Source organism: Stenotrophomonas sp. YJH_SMC_81 (assembly GCF_059370875.1).
Genome location: NZ_JCAFUB010000002.1, coordinates 592474 through 608406, shown reverse-complemented (window position 1 = coordinate 608406; position 15933 = coordinate 592474). Strand labels below are relative to the sequence as shown.

The following is a 15933-nucleotide window of genomic DNA, read 5'->3' as shown; positions in this document are numbered from 1 at the left end:
CCGGCGCGGGGATTACAGCGTGGTGGTCTTCTGGGTCAGCACGACGTTGACGATGCCGCTGTAGCGACCCTTGGTGGTGATCGGGCCCGGGGTGGCCTGGGCAATGGTCAACGGCATCGAGATCGAGGCGCCCGGGGTAGAGCCGGCACCGTTGAACAGATCGACTGCCTTGTACTCGATGGCGGCGGCACCCAGTGCGCGGTTGTTGAGGCTGATGGTCATCGGCACGGTGACGGTGCCGGTCTCATTTGCGAGGGCAAACGCACCATCGATACGGGCCTCGATATCGGCGGTTTCGTCGTTGGAGTGAATGCGCACGCGCTGCGTGTCCGGAATCAGGCCGCGCAGCGGATCGTGGGTCAGCGTGACCAGGTCCGGCAACGGGGTGCCGTCATCACGCAGCAGTGCCAGGGTCGGGTCGACGTCGGCATAGACGGAGATCTTGGTTTCCAGCGCGTGCGCGGACAGCGAAGCGGTGGCCAGCGCTGCCGCGAGCGCGGTCTTCTTGATGATGGCGTGCATGGTTGTCTCTCTCGGACAAAGGGGGAATATGAAAGCTCCCCTCCCCAAGGAGAAAAGGGAGGGGAGCATCGCCCGCGGGGATGGGTGCGGGCGACGGAGAGAATGTTAGAAATCCATTGCCATGCAGGCCATTCAAGCATTCCTAAAACGTTGAACGTTAAGGGGAATTCTTGAATTCGCTCAATGTTTGAGGGTTATGCAATTTCCCTCATCGGTTCAATGCAACAAACCTCATTGCATTGAATTTGTAGAGCCGAACCCACGCTCGGCTGCCGTTCGCTTCAACCTGCAGGCACGACGGTGACGTGATCGACATCGATGTCGGTGGGCTTGAAGCGATGCGTGTCGACCTTGCCACGCAGCTCGACCACGGTGTCGGCACCGATGGCCTGCGGCGGCAGGTCTTCGTCATCGATCTCGACCTCGATCTGGCCGCTGGCATCACGGAACTGGTAGCGCTCGTCACCGATCTTGGCGATGAGGGTGCCACGCAGCACCACCGGATGGTCATCGCGCTGCGCACGTGCGTCAGCGACGGTGCTGGCAGCGGCCCCTGCCCCCGGCCCCGTGTACTGCGCAAAGGCCTGCGGGCTCAGCAGGGCCAGCGGCGTGGCGATGAAAGCGATGGCGATCAGTCGGTTCATGGCGTTCTCCATACAGGGATCAGTACGCACAGGTTCTATCGCCTTCGACGTGATACCCATGCAATAGATCCGAAAAGATGTGAATGCGACATTCATTGTCAGAACGCGTTCAGATCCGGAAGCGGGCTCTTATCGTGCGGACCAACGTGCCGCAGTCGGCATCCGCCGAAGACGATCAGGACAAAAAAAACGCCCCGCGGATGCGGGGCGTTCTCAGCACAACCTGCTGCGGGCGATCAGCCCTGGTAGTCGCGCACGTCGCTGCCGGTGTAGACCTGGCGCGGACGGCCGATCTTCATTTCCGGATCGACCTGCTGTTCCAGCCAATGCGACACCCAGCCGGAAGTACGGCCCAGGGCGAACATGACGGTGAACATTTCGGTCGGGATCTGCAGCGCCTTGTAGATGATGCCGCTGTAGAAATCGACGTTCGGGTACAGCTTGCGGGCGACGAAGTACTCGTCCTGCAGCGCAGCCTGTTCCAGCTTCACGGCCACGTCCAGCAGCGGATCCTGCACGCCCAGCTGCTTGAGCACCTTGCTGGTCATCTCGCCGATGACCTTGGCGCGCGGGTCGAAGTTCTTGTAGACGCGGTGGCCGAAGCCCATCAGGCGGAAGCCGGAGGTCTTGTCCTTGGCCTTGACCACGGCGGACTCGACGTTGTCGGCGCTGCCGATCTCTTCGAGCATCTTCAGCACGGCTTCGTTGGCACCGCCGTGGGCCGGACCCCACAGCGCGGTGACGCCCGCAGCGACCGACGCGTACGGGTTGGCACCGGTCGAGCCGACCAGGCGCACGGTCGAGGTCGAGGCGTTCTGCTCGTGGTCGGCATGCAGGATGAACAGCAGGTCCAGTGCCTTGACCACGTCCGGGTTCAGGTCGTACTGGCCGTCAGCGGACTCGAAGGTCTGCTTCAGGAAGCGGCTGACGTAGTCCAGCGAGGTGTCCGGCTTGTTGGCCGGCAGGCCCTTGCCGTGGCGGTAGATCAGCGCCGACAGGGTCGGCACCTTGGCGATCAGGCGCACGGCGGCCTTGCGGCGCTGCTCGGCGTCGGACAGGTCCAGCGAGTCGTGGTAGATGGCCGACAGCTGCGCGATCGCGGCCGCCAGGATCGCCATCGGGTGGGCATCCTTGGCAAAGCTGCCGATCAGGGTGTTGATCGACTCATCGACGTTGGCTTCGGCGGTCAGCTCATCGGTGAAGGCCTTCAGCTGCTCGGCGCTCGGGCGCTCGCCGTTGATCAGCAGGTAGGCCACTTCGACGTAGCTCGACTTTTCCGACAGCTGTTCGATCGGGTAGCCGCGGTACAGCAGCACGCCCTTGTCGCCGTCGATGTAGGTGATGGCGGACTTGCAGCTGGCCGTCGCGGTGAAGCCGGAATCGTAGGTGAAGAAACCCGTTTCCTTGGTCAGCTTCGCGATGTCGACGCAGTCGTTGCCAAGGGTGGGTTTGATGACGGGCAGAACGACGGACTTGTCGCCGGCGTTGAGCGTGACCTGATCAAGATCGGACACTGTGTGCGCTCCTTCATGGGAAGGCGCCTGCCCAAGCGCATTGGTCAGGCACGTGAATGACGTCCTCGGCCTGTGCCGGGGATCATGTCATTATCGCACAGCAGCATTTGTCGGGTGCTAGACGGAAGTCGTATACGACAGGCGGCCAGACACCGGCCGTTGAGCGGCCCGGATCGGCAAAAGCGTTGTCACACGAACGCAGTGTTCCGTCCATCCAAACGCCCGTTGGGTTGGCGTTGGGGAAAAACAAACGGCCGCGCAGAGCGCGGCCGTCGGTTCGAAGCTGGATCGACAGATCAGCGCGCGTAGCGCTTCTGGAACTTGTCGATACGGCCCGAGGTGTCGATGACCTTGTGCTTGCCCGTGTAGAACGGATGCGAAGCCGAGGAAATTTCAACCTTGACCAGCGGGTATTCGTTGCCGTCTTCCCACTGGATGGTTTCCTTCGTCGCCATGGTGGAGCGGGTCAGGATCTTGAAATCGGAGGTGACGTCATGGAAGACGACGTCGCGGTAGTTCGGATGGATATCGGCCTTCATGGGCTCACACCGTAAATGGGCTGGTGGTCAAGAGCGGCATTATAAGCACCGGTTGCCGCTCGGGGCAACCGGTGCGGGGCAACGGACGTCAGTCCGCGCCCAGGGCCTGGCGCACCAGGGCCTCGAAACGCTGCTGGTCGTAGGCCATCAGCAGATCGCAGTTGTCCGGCTGGCCGGTCTGGCGGTTCCAGTCGACGATGGTGGCGCCGCGGCTGAACGTGCCATTCAGCTCGACGTTCAGCGGCCGCGACTCGACCTGCAGCTGCCCTTCCGGATTCAGCGCCCACGCCATGGCCACCGCATCGGCGGTATACCAGCGGCCGCCCTTGGCATCTTCCGACAGCGCGCGGGTCTTGCGCGAGATCAGTTCGTAGAAGCGGGCGCGATCGGAATCGGCCTGCAGCCATTTCTCGGCGTCCTCCAGCGGCAGGCCGTGGGCAACGGTGGCCTCCCAGTCCGACACCAGCAGGTGCTTGAACGAGGTGAACACCACGTGCGCGGCTTCCGGATCGAAGGCAATGTTGAATTCGGCTGCCGGGGTGATGTTGCCGTGGCAGGTAACCGCACCGCCCATCACCACGATGCGCTTGATGCGCTGGGGCAGGGTCGGGTCCAGCTTCAGTGCCAGCGCCAGATTGGTCAGCGGGCCCAACATCACCAGCATCAGTTCGCCGGCGTGTTCGTGCGACAGGCGCAGGATGGCCAGGGCCGCGTGCTCGGCCTCGGCCTGGCGGCTCGGCGGCGGCAGGTCCACGTCGCCGTAGCCATCACGGCCATGCACGTGGGCAGCGTCAACGGAGGGGTGCAGCAGCGGATCCGGGCTGCCGGCAAACACCGGTACGTCGGGGCGGCCGACGATGTCACAGAGCTTGAGGGCGTTGCGGACGGTGTATTCGAGGCCGACATTGCCGGCGGCGATGGTCAGGGCGACCACGTCGTGCCGTTCATCGGCAAAGGCCATCAGCAGGGCCAAGGCGTCGTCCACACCGGGATCGGTGTCGATCAACAGGGGGATCTTGTGGGTCATTATTGCCGTCTTCAGATCGGCAACGAAGTGTGGACCGGGATGATGACCGTTGCAAGTACGGCGGTTGGGGTTCTGGCAGGGCTGCGCCCTGCACCCGCAGAGGCAGGAGCAACGGCAACGGCAAAAGCTGGTTTCCTGAGCGATGGCGGGGTGGGTCCGGTTGCGGGGGACGCTGCAAGTACGTCCATGTAAGCTCGGTCGCCGCATCCATGCGGCTCACGCCCCCGCAACCGGCCCCACCGCGCCTTCGACAGATCGCTACCGCTCTTGGTAGGTGTCGACCTTGGTCGACATATCCGCGAGATGATCGAAAAGGCTGTCTGTAGCGTCGAACCATGCTCGACTCCCGCGCGCAGCGCGAACGGCAGCCGAGCATGGGCTCGGCTCTACAGGGATCAGGCCGAGGCGTAACGCACCGCGGTGCCGATCCAGCGCTGCACCACGCGATCAGCCAGGGCCGGTTGCTGGGCCAACAGGCGCTCGGCCAATTCATGCACGCCGGGCAGCAGGCCAGCGTCGCGGGCCAGGTCGGCAATGCGGAAACCGGCCAGGCCGGTCTGGCGCGTCCCGAGCAGTTCGCCGGGGCCGCGCAGTTCCAGGTCCTTCTCGGCGATGACGAAACCATCGTTGGTTTCGCGCATGGTCTGCAGGCGCTCACGCGCCATCTGCGAGAGTGGTGCCTGGTACAGCAGCACGCAGCGCGACACCGCCGAACCGCGGCCCACGCGGCCACGCAGCTGGTGCAGCTGGGCCAGGCCGAGGCGCTCGGCGTTCTCGATCACCATCAGCGAGGCGTTCGGTACGTCCACGCCCACTTCGATCACGGTGGTCGCCACCAGCAGGTCGATCTCGCCGGCCTTGAACGCCACCATCGTCGCAAGCTTCTCGGCGGCCTTGAGGCGGCCATGCACCAGCCCGACGCGAACACCGGGCAGCAGCGCCTGCAGTGATTCGTAGGTGGCCTGCGCCGGGGTGGCATCCAGCTCTTCGCTTTCCTCGATGAGCGTACACACCCAGTACACCTGCCGCCCTTCCTGGCAGGCAAGTGCGATGCGCTCGATCAGCTCCGGGCGACGATCATTGTTGAGCGCGACCGTCTGCACCGGTGTACGTCCCGGCGGCAGTTCGTCGATCGCCGACACATCCAGGTCCGCGTACTCGGACATCGCCAGCGTGCGCGGAATCGGCGTGGCGGTCATCACCAGCTGGTGCGGCACGCTGTTGCCGCCCGCGCCCTTGTCGCGCAGGGCCAAGCGCTGGTGCACGCCGAAGCGGTGCTGCTCGTCGACGATGGCCAGCGCCAGGTCCTGGAACACCACCGCCTCCTGCATCAGCGCGTGGGTACCGACCACCACCTGTGCTTCGCCGTTGGCGACCTGCTCCATCACCTTGGCGCGCGCCTTGCCGGTGACCTTGCCGGCCAGCCAGGCGATGCGCACACCGAGCGGTTCCAGCCAGCCGCGCAGATTGTTGAGGTGCTGCTCGGCCAGCAGTTCGGTGGGTGCGGCCAACGCAACCTGCTTGCCCTGCTCCACCGCCAGCATGGCGGCCAGCGCGGCCACCACCGTCTTGCCGGAGCCGACGTCGCCCTGCACCAGCCGCAGCATCGGGCTGGGGCGCGCGAGGTCTTCACGGATCTGCTTGAACACGCGTGCCTGCGCGCCGGTCAGCGCGAACGGCAGCTGCTTCAGCAGCGCCTTGGCCAGCTTGCCAGGACCGGCCAGCGGCGGCGCATGGTGTGCCTGCAAGGCAATGCGCTGGCGGCGCAGGCTGAGGTGATGGGCCAGCAGTTCTTCCATCGCCAGGCGACGCTGCGCCGGGTGGGTACCGGCGGCCAACGCGGCCAGATCGGCATCCGGCGGTGGCCGGTGCACGGTCAGCAGCGCGCTGCGCAGCGAAGGCAGGCCCAGGCCATCGAGCCAGCCGCTGGGCAGCAATTCCAGCGTGCTCTCCTCGGGCAGGCGGTCCAGCGCCTGGCCGATCAGCTTGCGCATGGTCATCGGGCCGACCCCTTCGACGGTGGGATACACCGGGTCGAGGCGGTCGCCGAGTTCGGGATCGTCGTTGCGGCCCAGCACCTGGTAGCTGGGATGGACGATTTCCAGGCCGAGGTGGCCGGGCTTGGGCGTGCCGAAGCAGCGCAGCCGGGTGCCGACCGCGAACTGCCCGACCTGCTGCTGGCGGAAGTGGAAAAAGCGCAGCACCAGGGTGCCCTGCCCTTCGTCTTCCACCGCCACTTTCAGCATCGGCCGGTAGCGCATGCCGCGCTCGACCGCGACCACCCGCCCTTCCACCTGCGCCGGCACGCCGTTGCGCAGGTCTTCGATGCGGGTCAGCCGGGTCCGGTCTTCATAGCGCAGCGGCAGGTGAAGCCAGAGATCCTGCAGGGTGGCCAGGCCACGCGCCTGCAGCTTGGCGGCCACGGCCGGACCGACGCCGGCGAGCATCGCCAGGGATGCTTCGCCGGACGGTGACAGGACCGGGGTGACCGCCGCCTTGCGTGCCACGTGGCGGTCAGTCGATGACCATCACCGCGTCGACCTCGAAGCTGGCGCCCTTCGGCAGGCCGGAGACTTCGATGGTGGAACGGGCCGGGTACGGGGCCTGGAAGTAGTCCTGCATGACCGCGTTGACCTTGGCGAACTCGCCCAGGTCGGTCAGGTACAGGCCCAGGCGCACGACCTTGTCCAGCGAACCACCTGCGGCTTCGGCCACGGCCTTGAGGTTGTCGAAGGCGCGGCGGGCCTGTGCTTCGACGTCACCGGCGCCGACGATGTCGCCGGTGGCCGGGTCGAGCGGGATCTGGCCGGAGAAATACACGGTGTTGCCGGCGCGCACGGCCTGCGAGTACGGGCCGATGGCGGCGGGAGCCTTTTCGGTGTTGATGATCTGGCGGGACATGGGTCGCTCCGGTGCTTGGGGGAAAACAGAGCGGTGATTGTACCGGCTGGGGGTGCATCCACGCATGGCGTGGATCTACCGCAGTCCGGGCATGTGATGCGCCGCCTGTAGAGCCGAGCCCATGCTCGGCTGCTTCAGGCAAGAGCAGCCGAGCATGGGCTCGGCTCTACAAAATCCACCACGCATGGGGTGGGGTTATTGGCGGCGTACCGATTGCACGACCGACAGGCGGCGCAGGCGGCGCATCACTTCGGCCAGGTGGTTGCGGTCGCGCACCTGGATGTTGAACGCCAGCACGGCGGCGTTGAAGTCGCGGTCCAGGTAGTCCACGCGCTCGATGTTGGAATGGCTCTGTGCGATGGCGGCGGCCAGCTGCGCCAGCACGCCGGTGCCGTTCTCCACTTCCACCACCAGCGAGGTGTCGTAGTCGCCGGAGACGGTGGTGTCCCAGCCGATCGGCACCCAGCGCTCGGGCGACTTGCGCAGCTCGGCCAGGTTCGGGCAGTCCATGCGGTGCACCACGATGCCCTTGCCGGCGGTGTGGTAGCCCATGATCTCGTCGCCGGGTATCGGCTGGCAGCAGCCGGCGAAGGTCACCACGCCGCGTTCGCTACCGTTGATCAGGATCTTCTCCTGCGAATGGTGACGCGAATGCGGGCCGCCACGCAGTTCGGCGTAGGCCATCAGCGCCTGCGCGGCCTGGGTCGGCATCCAGTTGCCCAGTGCGACCTCGGCCAGCAGCGCTTCCAGGCGCGGGAAGCGGTGTTCGGCCAGGAACGCGTCCAGGCGGCCTTTCGGCAGGCGCTCCAGCGATGAATCCATCGCTTCCAGCGCGCGGTCGAGCATGCGATGGCCGAGCTGCACGGCATCTTCGTGCTCCAGCTGCTTGAGCTGGTGGCGGATGGCGGTGCGCGCCTTGCTGGTCACCACGAATTCCAGCCACTGCGGTTTCGGCGTGGCCGAGCGAGCGGTGATGATCTCCACCGACTGGCCCGACACCAGCTTGGTGCGCAGCGGCACCAGTTTCTTGTCCACGCGCGAGGCCACCGCCATGTTGCCCACGTCGGTATGCACGGCGTAGGCAAAATCAAGCGCGGTGGAGTTGCGCGGCAGGGCCAGGATCTTGCCCTTCGGGGTGAACAGGTAGACCTCGTCCGGGAACAGGTCGACCTTGACGTTGTCGAGGAATTCCAGCGAGGAACCGGCGGCGCGCTGCGAGTCGATCAGCTCGACGATCCAGGCGTGGGCACGGCTCTGTGCGCTGTTGGGCGAATCACCACCGAACTTGTAGGTCCAGTGCGCGGCCACGCCGCGTTCGGCGATCAGGTCCATTTCCTCGGTGCGGATCTGCACCTCGATCGGCGAGCCATACGGCCCGAACAGCACGGTATGCAGCGACTGGTAACCGTTGGCCTTGGGAATGGCGATGAAATCGCGGAAGCGCCCATCCAGCGGCTTGAAGGTGGCGTGCACCGAGCCCAGCGCGTGGTAGCAGCTGGGCACGCTGCGCACGACCAGGCGGAAGCCGAACACATCCATCACCTGGTCGAAGGATTTGTTCTCGTCGCGCATCTTGTTGTAGATGCTCCACGGGGTCTTGATGCGGCTGATCAGCCGATGCTCGATCCCCTCCTTGGCCAGTCGCTGCGACAGCTGCACTTCCACCTGCGCCATAGCTTCGCGGCGCACCACCGGCTGGCTGCGGATGTGTTTTTCGATGATGGCGTGGCGCCATGGGTAGAGCGCCTTGAACCCCAGGTTCTGCAGCTCGCTCTTGACCAGGCTCATGCCCAGGCGCTGGGCGATGGGCGCGTAGATCTCCAGCGTCTCGCGGGCGATGCGGCCACGCGCTTCGCGGCTCTGCGCGCCCAGCGTGCGCATGTTGTGCAGGCGGTCGGCCAGCTTGATCATGATCACGCGCAGGTCGCGCGACATCGCCAGCAGCATCTTGCGGAAGCTCTCGGCGGCCGCCTCCTGGCGGTCACGGAACTTCAGCTTGTCCAGCTTGGTGACACCGTCGACCAGTTCGGCCACGGCTTCGCCGAACTCGGCGGCCAGCGCCTCGCGGGTCAGCGGGGTGTCTTCGATGGTGTCGTGCAGGATCGCGGCGATCAGCGCTTCCACGTCCAGGCCGAGTTCGGCCAGCACCTGGGCAACGGCCACCGGATGGGTGATATAGGGCTCGCCCGACTTGCGCGTCTGCCCAGCGTGTGCGGAGGCCCCGACTTCCCAGGCACGGCGCAACAGCGGCAGCTGTTCCGGCGGCAGGTAATGGGCGGCGCGTTCAAGCTGGAGGACGTAGTCGGGTACGGCGGCAGCGGGGGCTGCGGCGACCTTGGCAGTGGGGCCTGGGTTCATGCCCGAAGCCTATTCCAGCGCGACGTTTACGGCAAATCCTGAATGCGAAACAGCCCGCACGGGGCGGGCTGTTCGGTGTATCCAACGATTACGTTGATCGATGCGATCAATCGTCGTTCTTGGACATGTCTTCGTCGGCGACCACTTCGGCGGCAGCCCACTCCAGCGCTTCGCGCTCGGCGCGCTCACGCTCGGCCTTCTCGACTTCGTCGATCAGGGCGTTGTCGATCTTGCGGGCGGCGATTTCGCGCAGCGCCAGCACGGTCGGCTTGTCCTCGGTCTCGCTGTTGTCCAGCGTAGCCTGCACGCCGTTGGCGAGCTGGCGGGCACGCTTGGACGCCATCATGACCAGTTCGAAACGGTTGTTAACGACTTCCAGGCAATCTTCTACGGTGATGCGGGCCATACGGGCTCCCGGCGACCGGTCGGCCGCTCAGTCGAATGAGGGAAAGGGGACGGAGTGTACTGGCAGGGGCTGGACAAAATCAAGCCAACCCCTACCCGATTCTTTTGGAATCAGTCAGTTGCACCCGGATCGGGGGTCAGCAGCGCCTGGATCAGGCCGGCGTGGCGGACCTTCTGGGCCTCCCGGCGCAGGCGGCTGGCAGTGAAGATGGCGCACAGCTCGTCCACGGCAGTGTCGAACACCTCGTTGACGATGACGTAGTCGAACTCGTTGAAGTGCAGCATTTCATCGCGGGCTGCCCCCAGCCGCTGGGCGATGACCGCTTCGCTGTCCTGGCCGCGCTTGCGCATGCGGTCCTGCAGGGCCTGCTTGGACGGCGGCAGGATGAACACGGTGACCGTGCCCGGCACCAGCTGCCGCACCTGCTGCGCGCCCTGCCAGTCGATCTCCAGCAGCACGTCCTGGCCGGCGGCCAACTGCGGTTCCACCGACTGCCGGGCCGTACCCTTCCAGTCGCCGTGCACCCAGGCGTGTTCGAAGAAGTCGCCCGCGGCGATCATCTGCTCGAACTTCTCGGCACTGACGAAGTGGTAGTGCTGGCCGTTCACCTCACCGGGGCGCATCGCGCGCGAGGTGAAGGAAATCGACAGGGCGATCTGCGGGTCACGCGCCAGGGTGGCATTGACGATGCTGCTCTTGCCGGCGCCGGAGGGGGCGGCCACGATGTACAGCGTGCCGCGCGCAACGGCGTCCGACGGCTTCGACGGGGCGCTCATGCGCGGAACCCAATTGGTTGATTTCGCAAAATTTTTCCTCGGTGTTCCAGGTCCGGCGCGGAGGATCGCGCCAGGACGGCGGGGGCTGCGCGGAACATCCTGGAACCAGGCCCGGCAGACGCTTCCCCAGGGGGCGGGCACGCAACTTTACCAGAGCAGGCCCTTTCCGGGCCCGTCCGGCAGGCGCCGCGCCTTGTGCCACATGGGCATCCGGAGGCCTGTGCTATAACCGGCCCGTACCCAACGACAGCCCGGAGGCCTGCGCCTCCCCGCCATCCCAGGAGAACGGCATGCCATCGATGAGCCGCCGCCAGTTCCTGAAAGTGACCGGGACAACCCTGGTCGGCTCCAGCCTGGCACTGATGGGCTTCGCGCCCGGCATCGCGCTCGCGGAGGTCAGGCAATACAAGCTGACCCGCGCGACCGAGACCCGCAACACCTGTACCTACTGTTCGGTGGCCTGCGGCATCCTGATGTACAGCCTCGGCGATGGCGCCAAGAACGCCGAGCCGAGCATCTTCCACATCGAGGGCGACCCGGACCATCCGGTCAACCGCGGCACGCTGTGCCCGAAGGGTGCCGGCCTGGCCGACATCATCCACAGCAAGTCGCGCCTGCTCTACCCCGAGTACCGCGCGCCGGGCTCGAACGAGTGGAAGCGGCTGAGCTGGGACGATGCGCTGGACCGCATCGCGCGGCTGATGAAGGAAGACCGCGATGCCAACTTCGTGCAGAAGAACGAAGCCGGGCAGACGGTCAACCGCTGGCTGACCACCGGCATGCTGGCGGCCTCGGCCACCAGCAATGAAACCGCGGTACTGACCCACAAGGTCGTCCGCTCCCTTGGCATGCTGGCATTCGACAACCAGGCACGTGTCTGACACGGCCCGACGGTGGCAGGTCTTGCCCCGACGCTAGGCCGTGGTGCGATGACGAATCACTGGGTCGACATCAAGAATGCCGACCTGATCCTGATCATGGGTGGCAATGCCGCCGAGGCGCATCCGTGCGGGTTCAAATGGGTGACCGAGGCCAAGGCGCACAACAAGGCCCGGCTGATCGTGGTCGATCCGCGCTTCAACCGCTCGGCCGCGGTGGCCGATGTGTACGCGCCGATCCGTACCGGTACCGACATCGTGTTCCTGGGCGGCCTGATCAACTACCTGCTGACGGAGGACCGCATCCAGCACGAGTACGTGCTGAACTACACCGACATGTCGTTCCTGGTGAAGGACGAGTTCGCCTTCAAGGACGGCCTGTATTCGGGCTACAACGAAGAGAAGCGCAGCTACGACCGTTCCAGCTGGGACTACGCCTACGGTGACGATGGATTCGTGCGCAGCGACCCGACGCTGAAGGACCCGCGCTGCGTCTACAACCTGCTGAAACAACACTACGCGCGTTACACCGTGGAGATGGTCGAGCGCATCTGCGGCACGCCGGCCGACAGCATCCGCCAGGTGTGGGACATGATCGCGTCCACCGCCGGCAAGGACAAGGCGATGACCATCCTGTACGCGCTGGGCTGGACGCAGCACTCGATCGGCGCGCAGAACGTGCGTGCCGGCACCATGGTGCAGCTGCTGCTGGGCAACATCGGCGTGGCCGGTGGCGGCATGAACGCGCTGCGCGGGCACTCCAACATCCAGGGCCTGACCGACATCGGCCTGATGTCCGACCTGCTGCCCGGCTACCTGACGCTGCCGAAACAGGATGAGCAGGACTACGAGGCCTACATCGCCAAGCGCACGCAGAAGCCCCTGCGCGCCAACCAGATGTCGTTCTGGCAGAACTACCCGAAGTTCCACGTCAGTCTGATGAAATCGTGGTGGGGCGATGCTGCCACCGCCGACAACAACTGGTGCTTCGATTACCTGCCCAAGCTCGACAAGCCGTACGACATGCTGCAGGCGTACGAGCTGATGAACGAGGGCAAGATCCACGGCTACATCTGCCAGGGCTTCAACCCACTGGCTTCGGCGCCGAACAAGGGCAAGCTGATCAGTGCGTTCTCCAAGCTGAAGTTCATGGTCAGCATGGATCCGCTGGAAACCGAGACCATCGCCTTCTGGCAGAACCACGGCGCACTGAACGACGTCGACCCGAGCACGATCCAGACCGAAGTGTTCCGCCTGCCCACCACTTCCTTCGCCGAGGAGAACGGCGCGGTGGTCAACTCATCGCGCTGGCTGCAGTGGCACTGGAAGGGGGCCAACCCGCCGAGCGAAGCGCGCAGCGACATCGAGATCATGTCCGAGCTGTTCCATCGCATCAAAGCGATGTACGAGAAGGATGGCGGTGCGTGGTGGGAGCCGGTGCGCGACCTGGCCTGGAAGTACGCCAACCCGGAGCTGCCGACGCCGGAAGAACTGGCGATGGAATACAACGGCAAGGCGCTCGTGGACGTGTTCGATCCGAAGGACCCGACCAGGCTGGTGCGCAAGGCCGGCGAGCAGCTGGCCGCGTTTGGCGACCTGCGCGACGACGGCAGCACCGCCTCCGGCTGCTGGATCTACATCGGCGCCTGGGGTCCGACCGGCAACATGATGGCGCGGCGTGACAACAGTGACCCGACCGGCATCGGCAACACGCTGGGCTGGGCCTGGGCGTGGCCAGCCAACCGCCGCGTGATGTACAACCGCGCCTCGTGCGACGTGGCTGGCCAACCGTTCGATCCGCGCCGCACGCTGCTGGCCTGGAACGGCAAGAACTGGGGCAACGTGGACGTGCCGGACTTCAAGGCCGACGAAGATCCCGCCGGCGGGATGGGCCCGTTCATCATGAACCCGGAAGGCGTCGCCCGCTTCTTCGCCAAGGCCGGCATGGCCGAGGGACCGTTCCCGGAGCACTACGAGCCCTTTGATACGCCGCTGCGCAGCAACCCGCTCAGCCCCGGCCAGGCGCTGACGCTGAACAACCCGGCGGCACGCGTGTTCGCCAGCGACCGTGCACAGATCGGTTCGCCGGACGAGTTCCCGCATGTGGCCACCACCTACCGCCTGACCGAGCATTTCCACTTCTGGACCAAGCACGGCAAGTTGAACGCCATCATCCAGCCCGAGCAGTTCGTCGAGATCGGCGCGGCATTGGCCGACGAGCTGGGCATCACCAACGGCAGCCGCGTGCGGGTGAGTTCCAAGCGTGGCCATATCGAAGCCGTTGCGATGGTGACCAAGCGGATCAAGGCCCTGCAGATCGATGGAAAGACCGTGCACCAGGTGGGCGTGCCGATCCACTGGGGCTTCCTCGGTGCGGCCAAGCCCGGATATATCGCCAATACGCTGACCAATGCCATCGGTGACGGCAACTCGCAGACGCCCGAATCGAAGTGCATCCTGGTCAAGGTCGAGAAGGTGTAGGAGAAACGCCATGTCACTGCAATCGCTGGACATCATCCGCCGCTCGGCCACCACCACGCCCTCACCGGAGGCGCGCGGTGCGCACACCGGCCAGGTCGCCAAGCTGATCGATGTGAGCAAGTGCATCGGCTGCAAGGCCTGCCAGGTCGCCTGCATGGAGTGGAACGACCTGCGCGACGAAGTGGGCAGCTGCGTTGGCAGCTATGACAACCCGCCCGATCTGAGCGAACAGTCGTGGACGGTGATGAAGTTCCGCGAGTACGAGGACGAGAAGGGCAAGCTGGAGTGGCTGATCCGCAAGGAGGGCTGCATGCACTGCAGCGACCCGGGCTGCCTGAAGGCCTGCCCGTCGCCCGGCGCGATCATCCAGTATGCCAACGGCATCGTCGACTTCCAGGAAGAGAACTGCATCGGCTGCGGCTACTGCGTGACCGGCTGCCCGTTCGACGTACCGCGCATCTCCAAGAAGGACCACAAGGCCTACAAGTGCACGCTGTGTTCGGACCGGGTGGCGGTCGGCCAGGAGCCGGCCTGTGTGAAGACCTGCCCGACCGGGGCGATCACCTTCGGCAGCAAACAGGCGATGACCGAGCATGCCGCCGGACGCGTGGAAGACCTGAAATCACGGGGTTACGAGAACGCCGGGTTGTACGACCCGCAGGGCGTCGGCGGTACCCATGTGATGTACGTGCTGCAGCACGTGGACAAGCCCGAGCTCTACGCCGACCTGCCCAAGGACCCCCGCATCAGCCCGATGGTGGAAGTCTGGAAGGGCGTAGCCAAGCCGCTGGGCGTGCTGGCGATCGCCGCCACGGCCTTTGCTGGGTTCCTGCATTACATCGGCATCGGCCGCAACACGGTCAATGACGAGGAAGAAGAAGAAGCCGAGCACGAGGCGAAGACGATCGAAGAGGAGCAGCGGCCATGAAGTACGCCCCGCACCCGCGGCAGATCGTCCGCTACCGCGCGCCGACCCGCATCAATCACTGGATCGTGGCGATCTGCTTCGTGCTGACCGCGCTGTCCGGGCTGGCGTTGTTCCACCCTGCCCTGTTCCCGTTGACCCAGCTGTTCGGTGGCGGCCCGTGGACGCGCATCCTGCATCCGTTCATCGGCCTGGCCATGGTGGTGGGCTTTGCGCTGCTGGCGTTGCGCATGTGGCGCGACAACCTGCCGACCGCCGATGACCGCGCGTGGATGCGTGGCATGCGCGACGTACTGCGCAACGAGGATGAAAAACTGCCGCCGGTCGGTCGCTTCAATGCCGGCCAGAAGCTGCTGTTCTGGGCCATCATCGGCTGCCTGTCGGCACTGCTGCTGACCGGCTTCGTGATCTGGCGGCAGTATTTCAGTCATTTCTTCCCGATCGGAGTGATTCGCTTCTCGGTGCTGGCCCATGCGCTGTTCGGCTGGGTGCTGGTCTGCGCGATCGTGGTGCACATCTATGCGGCGCTCTGGATCAAGGGATCGGTGCGGGCGATGACCCAGGGCAAGGTGACCTATGGGTGGGCGTACAAGCATCACCGTCAGTGGTTCCGCGACATCCTGCGCGGGCGCCGGGAACAGGGGTAGCGGCAGGGCCTGCGGCCCTGCACCCGCAGAATCAACGTCAAGAGCGGGCCTTCTGAGGGGTGGCGGGGTGGGCCCGGTTGCGGGGGACGCTGCAAGTACCCCTCCGGGGCCCGGCCCAGCCGCTGGCGGCTGTGCGTTCGGGCGCTTGCGAAGCAGTGCTTCGCAAGCAAAGCGCCCTCACCCATGTAAGCTCGGTCGCCGCATGCGGCTCACGCCCCCGCAACCGAACCCACCCCGCCTTCGACAGTTGGCCGCGATCTGTCGGTGGGTGCCGACCGTTGGTCGGCACTGATCGAATCCCGACCAACGCTCGGG

Annotated in this window: 13 protein-coding genes; 3 read left to right on the top strand and 10 right to left on the bottom strand. The window is 65.5% G+C overall.

The window, feature by feature from the left end; genetic code table 11:
* Window positions 1–12: 12 nt before the first annotated feature.
* The 10 genes from AC5P8U_RS06320 to gmk all read right to left on the bottom strand — a co-directional run bounded on the left by AC5P8U_RS06320 (window position 13) and on the right by gmk (window position 10687).
* Window positions 13–522, bottom strand: coding sequence for a CS1 type fimbrial major subunit (locus AC5P8U_RS06320; protein ID WP_227837925.1), 510 nt, complete (start codon window positions 520–522; stop codon window positions 13–15).
* A gap of 281 nt (window positions 523–803) precedes the next feature.
* Entirely contained in the window at window positions 804–1166 is a 363-nt protein-coding gene (locus tag AC5P8U_RS06315; RefSeq protein ID WP_111007626.1) for a NirD/YgiW/YdeI family stress tolerance protein, read from the bottom strand.
* A 236-nt stretch (window positions 1167–1402) separates the two neighbouring features.
* Entirely contained in the window at window positions 1403–2680 is a 1278-nt protein-coding gene (locus AC5P8U_RS06310) for a citrate synthase (protein WP_061480588.1), read from the bottom strand.
* A 296-nt stretch (window positions 2681–2976) separates the two neighbouring features.
* Window positions 2977–3219, bottom strand: coding sequence for a type B 50S ribosomal protein L31 (locus AC5P8U_RS06305; RefSeq protein WP_005410871.1), 243 nt, complete (start codon window positions 3217–3219; stop codon window positions 2977–2979).
* A gap of 88 nt (window positions 3220–3307) precedes the next feature.
* Window positions 3308–4246: a nucleoside hydrolase gene (locus tag AC5P8U_RS06300; RefSeq protein ID WP_005418952.1), complete on the bottom strand. Its 939-nt coding sequence runs from the start codon at window positions 4244–4246 to the stop codon at window positions 3308–3310.
* Between the two features lie 395 nt (window positions 4247–4641).
* A complete protein-coding gene (gene recG, locus AC5P8U_RS06295; RefSeq protein WP_072168456.1) occupies window positions 4642–6753 on the bottom strand; it encodes an ATP-dependent DNA helicase RecG in 2112 nt (703 codons plus the stop codon).
* 7 nt (window positions 6754–6760) lie between these two features.
* Window positions 6761–7147 carry a RidA family protein gene (locus AC5P8U_RS06290; RefSeq protein ID WP_005418954.1) on the bottom strand — a complete coding sequence of 129 codons (387 nt, stop codon included), beginning with the start codon at window positions 7145–7147 and terminating at the stop codon, window positions 6761–6763.
* A gap of 195 nt (window positions 7148–7342) precedes the next feature.
* Window positions 7343–9505, bottom strand: coding sequence for a RelA/SpoT family protein (locus tag AC5P8U_RS06285; protein WP_005410876.1), 2163 nt, complete (start codon window positions 9503–9505; stop codon window positions 7343–7345).
* 106 nt (window positions 9506–9611) lie between these two features.
* The gene (gene rpoZ, locus AC5P8U_RS06280) at window positions 9612–9911 is read right to left on the bottom strand and encodes a DNA-directed RNA polymerase subunit omega (RefSeq protein WP_005410877.1); all 300 of its coding nucleotides are present in this window, start codon (window positions 9909–9911) and stop codon (window positions 9612–9614) included.
* Window positions 9912–10021: 110 nt separating this feature from the next.
* The gene (gmk, locus tag AC5P8U_RS06275) at window positions 10022–10687 is read right to left on the bottom strand and encodes a guanylate kinase (protein ID WP_005410878.1); all 666 of its coding nucleotides are present in this window, start codon (window positions 10685–10687) and stop codon (window positions 10022–10024) included.
* Window positions 10688–10977: 290 nt separating this feature from the next.
* On the opposite strand from gmk, the gene fdnG reads away from it, so the two are divergent.
* The 3 genes from fdnG to AC5P8U_RS06260 are packed head-to-tail and all read left to right on the top strand — an operon-like array spanning window position 10978 to window position 15618.
* A complete protein-coding gene (gene fdnG / locus AC5P8U_RS06270) occupies window positions 10978–14046 on the top strand; it encodes a formate dehydrogenase-N subunit alpha (RefSeq protein ID WP_353080572.1) in 3069 nt (1022 codons plus the stop codon).
* A gap of 10 nt (window positions 14047–14056) precedes the next feature.
* Complete coding sequence (gene fdxH / locus AC5P8U_RS06265; RefSeq protein ID WP_151354765.1) at window positions 14057–14974, top strand: formate dehydrogenase subunit beta; 918 nt, start codon at window positions 14057–14059, stop codon at window positions 14972–14974.
* Window positions 14971–15618 (top strand): formate dehydrogenase subunit gamma, encoded by a 648-nt coding sequence (locus AC5P8U_RS06260; RefSeq protein WP_061480581.1) that lies wholly within the window; start codon window positions 14971–14973, stop codon window positions 15616–15618. Before fdxH ends, AC5P8U_RS06260 begins: the two co-directional genes overlap by 4 nt.
* Window positions 15619–15933: the final 315 nt, after the last annotated feature.